At 67.1% G+C, this 10,416-nt stretch carries 11 protein-coding genes; 7 read left to right on the top strand and 4 right to left on the bottom strand.

Translation table 11 applies throughout. The features are described from left to right. Positions 1–114: 114 nt before the first annotated feature. Entirely contained in the window at positions 115–870 is a 756-nt protein-coding gene (locus ACFUTU_RS17920; RefSeq protein ID WP_377966683.1) for an IclR family transcriptional regulator, read from the bottom strand. Positions 871–1,082: 212 nt separating this feature from the next. On the opposite strand from ACFUTU_RS17920, the gene ACFUTU_RS17915 reads away from it, so the two are divergent. The 6 genes from ACFUTU_RS17915 to ACFUTU_RS17890 all read left to right on the top strand — a co-directional run bounded on the left by ACFUTU_RS17915 (position 1,083) and on the right by ACFUTU_RS17890 (position 7,637). Continuing rightward, the gene (locus ACFUTU_RS17915) at positions 1,083–2,558 is read left to right on the top strand and encodes an NAD-dependent malic enzyme (RefSeq protein ID WP_377966681.1); all 1,476 of its coding nucleotides are present in this window, start codon (positions 1,083–1,085) and stop codon (positions 2,556–2,558) included. A gap of 23 nt (positions 2,559–2,581) precedes the next feature. After that, the gene (aceB, locus tag ACFUTU_RS17910) at positions 2,582–4,180 is read left to right on the top strand and encodes a malate synthase A (protein ID WP_377966679.1); all 1,599 of its coding nucleotides are present in this window, start codon (positions 2,582–2,584) and stop codon (positions 4,178–4,180) included. Positions 4,181–4,183: 3 nt separating this feature from the next. Further along, entirely contained in the window at positions 4,184–5,455 is a 1,272-nt protein-coding gene (locus ACFUTU_RS17905; protein WP_377966677.1) for a DUF6986 family protein, read from the top strand. Positions 5,456–5,465: 10 nt separating this feature from the next. Beyond that, positions 5,466–6,278 carry a bifunctional allantoicase/(S)-ureidoglycine aminohydrolase gene (locus ACFUTU_RS17900; protein ID WP_377966675.1) on the top strand — a complete coding sequence of 271 codons (813 nt, stop codon included), beginning with the start codon at positions 5,466–5,468 and terminating at the stop codon, positions 6,276–6,278. A gap of 149 nt (positions 6,279–6,427) precedes the next feature. Continuing rightward, the gene (locus tag ACFUTU_RS17895) at positions 6,428–6,784 is read left to right on the top strand and encodes a VOC family protein (protein WP_377966673.1); all 357 of its coding nucleotides are present in this window, start codon (positions 6,428–6,430) and stop codon (positions 6,782–6,784) included. Positions 6,785–6,839: 55 nt separating this feature from the next. Next, entirely contained in the window at positions 6,840–7,637 is a 798-nt protein-coding gene (locus ACFUTU_RS17890) for an SDR family oxidoreductase (RefSeq protein WP_377966671.1), read from the top strand. Positions 7,638–7,738: 101 nt separating this feature from the next. Here ACFUTU_RS17890 and ACFUTU_RS17885 read toward each other — a convergent pair whose 3' ends face one another. Next, positions 7,739–8,914, bottom strand: a complete 1,176-nt coding sequence (locus ACFUTU_RS17885) for a zinc-dependent alcohol dehydrogenase (RefSeq protein ID WP_377966669.1) — start codon at positions 8,912–8,914, stop codon at positions 7,739–7,741. A gap of 195 nt (positions 8,915–9,109) precedes the next feature. Here ACFUTU_RS17885 and ACFUTU_RS17880 point away from each other — a divergent pair, with 195 nt between their 5' ends. Continuing rightward, the gene (locus tag ACFUTU_RS17880; protein WP_377966667.1) at positions 9,110–9,382 is read left to right on the top strand and encodes a hypothetical protein; all 273 of its coding nucleotides are present in this window, start codon (positions 9,110–9,112) and stop codon (positions 9,380–9,382) included. Between the two features lie 28 nt (positions 9,383–9,410). Here ACFUTU_RS17880 and ACFUTU_RS17875 read toward each other — a convergent pair whose 3' ends face one another. Continuing rightward, the gene (locus ACFUTU_RS17875; protein WP_377966665.1) at positions 9,411–10,106 is read right to left on the bottom strand and encodes an HAD family hydrolase; all 696 of its coding nucleotides are present in this window, start codon (positions 10,104–10,106) and stop codon (positions 9,411–9,413) included. Next, a complete protein-coding gene (locus tag ACFUTU_RS17870) occupies positions 10,106–10,399 on the bottom strand; it encodes a YegP family protein (RefSeq protein ID WP_377966663.1) in 294 nt (97 codons plus the stop codon). The genes ACFUTU_RS17875 and ACFUTU_RS17870 overlap by 1 nt, the downstream gene beginning before the upstream one ends. Positions 10,400–10,416 lie beyond the last annotated feature (17 nt).

The following is a 10,416-nucleotide window of genomic DNA, read 5'->3' as shown; positions in this document are numbered from 1 at the left end:
GGCGCCGGAGAAGCGCGTACAAGCTGTTACTGCCCTCACATCCTGGATTTGAGGGCATTATCTGCACGTTCGCGCTTAAAGAACGACGGCGGGAGGTCAGTTCGGGGAACCGCGTCAGTTTTGGTTGAGCTCGTCCGAGATGGCCTGGGCCGCCTGGCGGAGCAGCGGGACCGCACGCTCGGCGAAGGAGTCGTCCACGCGGGAGACCGGGCCGGAGACGGAGATGGCGGTGGGTGTGGGGGCGTTGGGCACGGCCATGGCAAAGCAGCGCACGCCGAGCTCCTGCTCCTCCTCGTCGATGGAGTAGCCGCGTTCCCGGATCCGGTTCAGGTCCGCGATCAGGGAATCGAAGTCGCCGATGCTCTTGGCCGTGGGCGTGGGCATGCCGGTGCGGGTCACGATGCCGCGCACCACCTCGTCGTCCAGCTGCGCCAGGATCGCCTTGCCCACGCCGGTGTCATGGGTGTGGGCGCGCCGGCCCACCTCGGTGAACATGCGCATGGAGTGCAGCGAGGGCACCTGGGCCACGTAGATGACCATGTCCGAATCCAGCACGGCCATGTTGGAGGTCTCCCCCAGCCGGTCCACGAGGGATTTCAGCTGCGGCCGCGCCAGGGCGCCGAGCTGCTTGTTGGCGCCTTCGCCGAGCCGGATCAGCCGCGGGCCGAGGGCGTAGCGGCGGTTCGGCAGCTGGCGGATGTATCCCAGCGCCACGAGCGTGCGCAGCAGCCGGTGGATCGTCGGCAGGGGCAGGTCCGTCGAGGAGGAGAGTTCACTGAGCGTCACGTCGCCGCCGGCGTCGGTGATCAGTTCCAAAAGTTCAAAGACGCGCTCAACCGACTGCACGCCTCCGCTGGCCTTCTCAGCCATGTAGCACTCTCCTGTTGCCTCGAATACGACAACTCTTATCCGCATCGTGAAAAAAGTTGCTTAGACAGCCAAAGATACAGCACAGCGCGGGGTCGCGTCGATGGAAGCAACAGGGGCTTGTATTTCCACAAAGAGAATAATAATATCCATAATACGAAAACATTTAGCAGATCGGCCGGCCGCTCCGGCAGGCCCAACCAGGAGGACATTCAATGGCGAACCCGAGCCCCGGCAACTCAATCACCCTGCGCGTGGAGGCGCCGTCGAGCTTCACGGCCACCAGCGAGCTCGCAGCCGCCGTCGGCGCGGCCGGAGCGGCCATCACCGCACTGGACGTCACCGAGTCCCACCACGACACGCTGGTTGTCGACGTCACCTGCAACACCACGGACCAGGACCACGCCGACCGCGTGAAGGACGCCCTGAACGCGCTGGACGGCGTCACGGTGCGCAACGTCTCCGACCGGACCTTCCTGATGCACCTCGGCGGCAAACTCGAGGTGGTCCCGAAGGTCGCGCTGCGCAACCGCGACGACCTCTCCCGCGCCTACACCCCCGGCGTCGCGCGCGTCTGCCTCGCCATCGCCGAAAACCCCGACGCCGCCCGGAACCTGACGGTCAAGCGGAACACCATCGCCGTGGTCACCGACGGTTCCGCCGTCCTCGGCCTCGGAAACATCGGCCCCGCGGCTGCCCTGCCGGTGATGGAGGGCAAGGCCGCGCTGTTCAAGCAGTTCGCCAACGTCGACGCTTGGCCCGTCTGCCTGGACACCCAGGACACCGAGGAAATCATCAGCATCGTCAAGGCCCTGGCACCCGTCTACGGCGGCGTGAACCTCGAGGACATCGCCGCCCCGCGCTGCTTCGAAATCGAGAACCGCCTCCGCGAGGAACTGGACATCCCGGTCTTCCACGACGACCAGCACGGCACCGCGATCGTCACGCTGGCAGCTTTGGTCAACGCGCTCCGCGTCGTCGGCAAGAAGCTCGCCGACGTCCGCATCGTGGTTTCCGGCGTCGGCGCCGCCGGCTCCGCGATCATCCAGCTCCTCAAAGCCCAGGGTGCGCAGCACATCATCGCCGCCGGCCGTTCCGGCGCCATCCACTCGGGCGAGAAGTACAACGACGAGCACCGGACCTGGATCGCTGCCAACACCAACGAAGAGGGCTTCTCCGGCACGCTGCACGAGGCACTCAAGGGTGCCGACGTCTTCATCGGCGTCAGCGCCCCGCACGTGATCGGCGAGGAGCAGGTGGCCGCCATGGCCAAGGACGCAATCGTCTTCGCCATGGCCAACCCGACGCCGGAAATCGACCCGGCAGTGGCATCCAAGCACGCCGCCGTCGTCGCGACCGGCCGCAGCGACTTCCCCAACCAGATCAACAACGTGCTGGCCTTCCCGGGATTCTTCCGCGGACTGCTGGACGCCGGGGCATCGGACATCACGCCGGAGATGCTGGTGGCCGCCGCCGAGGCGATCGCCAACCGCGTTGCCGACGATGAGCTCAACGCCAGCTACATCATCCCCAGCGTCTTTGATCCGCACGTGGCCGGCGACGTCGCGGCAGCAGTCGCAGCCGCGGCCCACGCCGCAGCGGGTACTGGCGTCGCGGCAGCATCAGCGGAAGACTCAACAGAAGAAGCAGCTTCTGCTGCGGTAGACACAGCGGCTCTCGCCAACGCCTGAATCAGCCCTGGAAAGGACCCACAATGGCTATCACAGTCACAGACCCCCGGCCGATCGAGCGTGCTGAGGAGATTCTGACCCCGAAGGCCCTCGCTTTCGTGGAGGAGCTGCACAAGCGATTCGCTGGCCGCCGCGGCGAGCTGCTCGAGGCCCGCAAGGCCAAGCGTGAGCAGGTGGCACGGACCGGCAGCCTGGATTTCCTGCCGGAGACCAGGAACGTGCGCGACGGCGACTGGAAGGTTGCGCCGGCACCGGCGGCCCTGCAGGACCGCCGGGTTGAGATGACCGGACCGGCTTCGCCGGCCAAGATGGCCATCAACGCCCTGAACTCCGGCGCCAAGGTGTGGCTCGCGGACCTCGAGGACGCCAGCACCCCGACGTGGGGCAACGTCATCGACGCCATCCTCAACCTCCGCGACGCCGCCACGGGAACGCTGAGCTACACCTCCCCCGAGGGCAAGGAGTACCGGCTGCGCACCGACGCCCCGCTGGCCGTCGTCGTGGCCCGCCCCCGTGGCTGGCACATGGAGGAGCGGCACCTGCTCCTCGACGGCGAACCCGCGGTCGGTGCGCTGGTGGACTTCGGCCTGCACTTCTTCCACATCGCCAAGCAGCTGATGCTCAACGGCCACGGCCCGTACTACTACCTGCCGAAGATGGAAAGCCACCTCGAAGCCCGCCTGTGGAACGACGTGTTCGTTTTCGCCCAGGACTTCCTGGGCCTCGGCCAGGGCACCATCCGCGCCACCGTGCTGATCGAAACCATCCCGGCTGCGTTCGAGATGGACGAGATCCTCTACGAGCTGCGGGACCACGCCTCCGGCCTGAACGCCGGCCGCTGGGACTACCTGTTCAGCATCATCAAGTACTTCCGCGACGCCGGTTCCAGCTTCGTGCTCCCGGACCGCGCCACCGTGGCCATGACGGCGCCGTTCATGCGGGCGTACACCGAACTGCTGGTGAAGACCTGCCACCACCGCGGCGCCTTCGCGATGGGCGGCATGGCTGCCGTCATCCCCAACCGCCGCGAACCCGAGGTGACTGCACAGGCCTTTGAGAAGGTCCGCGCGGACAAGACCCGCGAGGCGAATGACGGCTTCGACGGCTCGTGGGTGGCCCACCCGGACCTGGTGCCCGTCTGCCAGGAGGTTTTCGATTCGATCCTCGGGGACAAGCCCAACCAGCTGGACAAGCAGCGCCCGGAAGTCTCGGTCACGGCCGGCCAGCTGCTGGACATCTCCTCCGCCGAAGGCCAGGTCACGGAAGCCGGACTGCGCCTGAACCTCTACGTCGCCGTGGCCTACACCGCGGTCTGGATCTCGGGCAATGGCGCGGTGGCCATCCACAACCTGATGGAGGATGCCGCGACGGCGGAAATCTCCCGCTCGCAGGTCTGGCAGCAGATCCGCAACGAGGTTGTCCTCGCGGATTCCGGCAACAAGGTCACCCGCGAACTGGTCACCCGGATCCTCGCCGAGGAAACCGAGAAGCTGCGCGGCGAGGTGGGCGAGGAAGCGTTCGCGCGCTACTACCAGCCCGCCAGCGCCCTGATCGGCGACATCTGCCTGTCCGAGGACTACACCGACTTCCTCACCACCCCCGCCTACGAACTGGTGGGCTGAGGCATGGCGGTACCCGAAACCTCGCTGACCGCCGGGGATCTGGCCCGGATCGACGGGCAGCTGGCGGACACCGACCGGCTGCTCGAGCAGAACTACCCGGGCGACGACGGTTCCCGCCAGCCCGTCCACACCGTGTACGTCCCTGCCGACCGGTTCACGCCGTCGCTCGCCGCCGACTGGGGAACCCAGGCGCTGGCGACGGCGGCTGCCCACGGCGGGCTGTCCCGGCTCGGCTCGTTGCTGGGCCAGGACGCCGACCTCGCCGGGGCCGTCGCATCCCGGGTGGAGACGAAGCTGGGCACGGAGCCGATCGAGGACCTCCGGCTCGACTTCGAGGACGGGTTCGGGGACCGGGGCGACGACGCCGAGGACGCTGCCGCCGTTGCCGCGGCATCCGCGGTGGCCGCCGCAGTTTCGGCCGGCTCCGCGCCGCCGTTCATCGGCATCCGGTTCAAGTGCTTCGAGGCGCCCACCCGCGCCCGCGGCCTGCGCACCCTTGACCTGTTCGTCTCGGGCCTGGCCGCGGCGGGCGAACTGCCTGCGGGCCTGGTCCTGACGCTGCCGAAGGTCACCACGGTGGCGCAGGTCCAGGCCATGGACTACGCCGTCTCCCGGCTCGAGGAAATCCACTCGCTCCCCGCCGGCCGGCTCCGGTTCGAGGTGCAGGTGGAAACGCCGCAGCTCATCCTCGGCCCGGAAGGAACCTCCCCGGTGGCGCAGCTGCCCCACGCCGTCCCCGGCCGGATCAGCGGCCTGCACTACGGCACCTACGACTACTCCGCCTCGCTGCAGATCTCGGCGGAGTACCAGTCGATGGAGCACCCGGTGGCGGACTTCGCCAAGGAAGTCATGCAGCTGGCCGTGGCCGGTACCGGCATCCGGCTGTCCGACGGGTCCACCAACATCATTCCCGTGGGCGACAACGTGGAAAATGCCTGGCAGCTGCACGGCCGCCTGGTGCGCCGGTCCCTGGAGCGGGGTTACTACCAGGGCTGGGACCTGCACCCGGCCCAGCTGCCCAGCCGCTTCGCAGCCACGTATGCCTTCTACCGCCAGGGCCTGCCCGCCGCGGCCGCCCGGCTGCGGAACTACGTGGAGCAGACGGAAGGCGGCGTCATGGACGAGCCGGCGACGGCCCGCGCCCTTGCGGGGTTTGTGCTCCGCGGCGTCCAATGCGGAGCGGTCGGCGCGGAGGAAGTGCAGGCGCTTGCCGGCGTCGGACTCCCCCAGCTCACGTCGCTGGCCCACCCCCGCCTCACCACAACTTCAAAGTAAGGATCCAGACATGGGCAAGTACTACTATCCCGAAGGCGGCCTTCCGCCGCAGACCCACCTCACCACCGAGCGGGCCATCGTCACCGAGGCGTACACGGTCATTCCGAAGGGCGTGCTGACGGACATCGTCACGTCCAACCTGCCGGGCTTCGCGAACACCCGCTCGTGGATCATTGCCCGCCCCATCTCCGGCTTCGCCACCACGTTCTCCCAGCTGATCGTCGAGATCGGCCCGGGCGGCGGGGCGCCCCGGGCGGAATTCGAGGAAGGCGTCGAGGGCGTCATCTTCGTCGCCAAGGGCACCGTCAACCTGACCCTCGACGGCGAACTGCACCAGCTCGAGGAGGGCGGCTACGCCTACCTCGCCGCCGGGGCCCAGTGGGGGCTGGAGAACGTCTCCGACGACATCGTGTCCTTCCACTGGATCCGCAAGGCCTACGAACGCCTCGAAGGGTACGAGGCCAAGTCCTTCGTCACCAACGAAAAGGACGTGGAACCGACGTCGATGCCGGACACCAACGACGTCTGGAAGACCACCCGCTTCACCGACTCCAGCGACCTGGCCCACGACATGCAGGTGAACATCGTGACGTTCCAGCCCGGCGGCGTCATCCCGTTCCCGGAAACCCACGTCATGGAGCATGGCCTGTACGTCCTGGAGGGCAAAGCCATGTACCTGCTCAACAACGACTGGGTGGAGGTGGAGGCCGGCGATTTCATGTGGCTGCGCGCCTTCTGCCCGCAGGCCTGCTACGCCGGCGGCCCGGGTGAATTCCGCTACCTGCTCTACAAGGACATGAACCGGCAGGTCCGCCTGACCTAGCCACCCCGGCCACCCCCGCGTCACCGAGATCGCCGGAAGCTTGCCAGTTCGCCGCACGCGCTTCCGGCGATTTCGCATGTTTCCGGCGACTTCGTCGGCGCAGCGTCCAAACCCTTGCATCACAGGAAGCTGCGCGGAAGCATGAAGGCATGCTGACGATCGGAACGGCTGTCCTTGGCGTCAATGACGTCGCCCGCGCCACCGCTTTCTGGTGCGACGCCCTCGGCTACGTCCCCCGGGAGGACGGCGACGAAACCTGGGTGGTGCTCGTCCCGCAGAAAGGTGAAGGCGCCCGGCTGGCCCTCATGCTCAGCGAGACCGCTGTACAGCCCCATCCGCGCCTCCATCTCGATCTCTATGCCGATGACCAGGCGGCCGAGGTGGAACGCCTCGTCGAGCTCGGGGCATCCCGCGTCGACTGGGACTCCTATCCCGACGACCCCGACTTCATCGTGCTGGAAGACCCGGACGGCAACCGCTTCTGCGTGGTGGATGCGGCCGGCTGAACCCCTGAAAGACGCAAGGAACAGGCCCACGGCAAGGCCACTGAAAGGACCCACCATGGACTTCTCACCCCGCACCGCCATCGTTACGGGCAGCGATTCAGGGATCGGCCGAGCCACCGCCGTGGCACTGGCCCGGGCGGGCCTCGACGTCGGCATAACCTGGCATTCGGACCAGGACGGCGCCGAGCGGACGGCAGAGGAAGTTCGGGCAACGGGCCGGAACGCCGTGGTCCGGCAACTCGACACCACCGACCTCCTGACCTGCGCCGGCGTCATCGAGGACCTGGCCAAGGACCTGGGCGGGGTGGACGTGTTCGTCAACAACTCCGGCACCGGCGACGGCACCAAGTTCCTCGAGCTGAACTACGAGACCTGGGCGAAAACGCTGGACACCAACCTCAACGGCGCCTTCCTATGCATCCAGGCCGCAGCCCGGAGAATGGTCGACGCTGGCCGCGGCGGCCGCATCATCGCCGTCACCAGTGTCCATGAGACGCAGCCCCGGGTGGGCGCATCCGCCTACGACGCCTCCAAGCACGGACTCGGCGGACTCATCAAAACCATTGCGCTGGAGCTGGCCAGCCACGGCATCACCGCCAACTCTGTGGCCCCTGGCGAGATCGCGACGCCGATGACCGGCCAAACCGACGAGGATCCGCACCAGGTGGACCGGCCCGGTGTTCCGCTGGGCCGGCCGGGCGACGCCCGTGAGGTGGCCGCGGTCATCGCCTTCCTCGCGTCCCCGGCGTCGAGCTACGTCACCGGGGCGTCCTGGGCGGTCGACGGCGGGATGCTCCAGATGGGGCCACAGGCCGGCTCCCACATCACCGGAAACGACTGGCGCGAGCAGTAGGGCAACAAGCAGCGGGACTGACGGAAAGCAGCCGGCGGGAGAGTGCTCCCGCCGGCCGCTTTCCCGGACCTCGCTGCTAAAGCCCGGAGCCTCGTAGCCCGTCAGGGCTTGAGGACAACCTTGATACAGCCGTCCTCCTTCTTCTGGAATTTCGCGTAAAGCTCCGGCGCCTCGGACAACCCCGCGGTGTGGGTGACCAGATCCATCACACCCAGCGGATCGGCGTCGTCCTCCACAATGGGAAGCAGCTCATCCGTCCACCGGCGGACGTTGCACTGGCCCATGCGCAACTGGATCTGCTTGTCGAACATGGTGAGCAGGGGCATGGGGCTGGCTGTGCCGCCGTAAACGCCGCTCAGGGAAACGGTGCCGCCGCGGCGCACCGAATCGATGGCCGCGTGGACTGCGGCGAGCCGGTCCACACCGGCGGTCTCCATGGCCTTCTGCGCCACCTTGTCCGGGAGAAGGCCGAGTGCCTGGTGGGCGAACCCGGCCACCGGCGAGCCGTGTGCCTCCATGCCGACGGCGTCGACCACAGCATCCGGTCCCCTGCCGCCGGTCATCTCCCGCAGCTCGTCGGCAATGTCCTTGGAATAGTCCAGAACCTCGACGCCGTGGCGCGCCGCCATCTCGCGGCGTTCCGGCACCGGATCAACAGCGATGACCCGCTGGCCGAGATAGTTTCCGATCCGCGAGCTGAACTGCCCGACAGGACCGAGCCCGAAGACCGCCAGCGTTCCGCCCGCCGGGGCATCGGCATACTTCACTGCCTGCCAGGCGGTGGGAAGGATGTCCGAGAGGAAAAGGTAGCGTTCGTCCGGCAGCTCCTGCCCCACCTTGACGGGGCCGTAGTCCGCGAACGGCACGCGCAGGTACTCCGCCTGGCCGCCAGGGACAGAGCCGTACAGCTCCGAGTACCCGAAGATGGCGCATCCTGAATTCTTCTCCCGGACCTGGCTGGTTTCGCACTGGGACTGCAGGCCCTGGGAGCACATGTAGCAGTGGCCGCAGGAGATGTTAAAGGGAATGACAACGCGGTCCCCCTTTGTGAGGTTGGTGACGGCGCTCCCCACCTCCTCCACGATGCCCATGGGTTCATGGCCCAGCACGTCGTCCTTGTGCATGTAAGGGCCAAGCACCTCGTACAGGTGGAGGTCCGAGCCGCAGATCGCCGACGACGTGATCCTCACGATCGCATCCGTGGGCTCCTGGATGACGGGATCCGGTACTTCCTTCACGCTCACCGAGCGCTTGCCTTGCCAAGTCAGAGCCTTCAATGGAATGCCTTCCTCTCGCTGCACGTCGCGTCCTTTCGACCGTAACGTGCCTGGGTTCGGATGTGAAGATCAGCATACTTAGCAATTTTCGCAGATTTCAAAGCCAAAAGGTAAGCAGCCTTGCTTTTCGCTTGTTTCGGCCGGAGAACGCTCCTAGCGTAGGAACTGGCCCTGCCCCTGAAGAAAGGCAACATCATGTCGCTATACCAGCCCGAACCGGTGGAAATCTCCACGCGCATGCGCCCTGGCGAATGGACAGAAGCCAGCCTCGAGGAACTGGTGACCACATACCGTGCAAAGATCCTCGCCATGGGCGCGGCCGTGTCGGATGTGGTCACCGAGGTGGTCAGGAACGATGACGGCTCCGTTGCGGTTGCGGTGTCGTGGAACAAGGGGTCTTACGCCGACGAGCCCGAGGGCGGCGGATTCACGAACACCGAGTCCAGGGCAGACACGGCCGGCACCTGATGCCGCAGGGCCCGATTCCGCTGCGAACCTAGCGGGCGAGCAGCTTTCCGATCGCGCTGCCGCCCAGATTCTCCAGCAGTTCCCGCGGACCCGCATACACTTCAGCCGCGCCCGCCGCCAGGAGTTCCGCCTCGCTGGTGCCCCCGCAGGTGAGGGCGATAGTGGGCATGCCGATGCTGCTGGCCGCCATGACGTCCCACACCGCGTCCCCCACGTAGATGGCCTCCGAGGCCTCAACCCCCACGGCCTTCAGCGCCGCCACCAGGATGTCCGGCTCGGGTTTGCTGTTTTCAGCGTCATTGGCACTGGTGGCCGCGTGGATAAAGGAATCGGCGGACAGCGCCGACCGGAGCGCCTTGAGGTCCTGCTGCCTGGCGGACGAGGCCAGCGCCACCGCCAGGCCACTCTCACTGCACTGGGCCAGCAGGTCCCGGGCCCCGTCAAGGGGCCGCAGCGACGGCCAGAAGGTGCCGAAGATACCGGAATGGGCGTTCAGGACAGCCTCGTCCACCTCGTCTTTGTCCCGGGAGTCGGGCAGCAGCGTGTCCACCAGCCGGGCCCCGCCCATCCCCACGCAGCGGTGGATCCTGGCCATGGGCACGTCGTACCCGGACTGGCGGAACGCGTGCCACCAGGCAAGGGTGTGGATGTAGGCGGAGTCGATCAGGGTTCCGTCAACGTCGAACAGGACACCCTTCCGGCGCCCGGACCCTCCCATGCGCATCAGCGTTCGGCCAGCGCGGGCAGGCGCGGGCCACGGCCAGTCGCGACCACAGGCTTGTGCGCCTGCCGCGCGGGTTTCATGTGGCGCTTTTGGGCGGGCCGCTTGACGGCGTCCTTGCAGAGATCACGGATCAGTCCGGTTCCGGCAATCTCCCGCGCCTGCGCGATTCCCGCCACCGCCGCACGCTTCGTCGGGAAGGTGACTGACACCGCCATTAGTGCCCCCGTCCCGTCCAGCAGCCGGATCCTGTATCCGCCGTCGGGAGCGTCCACCAACTCGAAATATCCAGACATTTAGGCCTTCCTCCTTC

The organism is Arthrobacter sp. NPDC057388 (assembly GCF_042668165.1).
Classification (GTDB): Bacteria; Actinomycetota; Actinomycetes; order Actinomycetales; family Micrococcaceae; genus Arthrobacter.
This window is presented reverse-complemented; position numbering and strand designations above follow the sequence as displayed.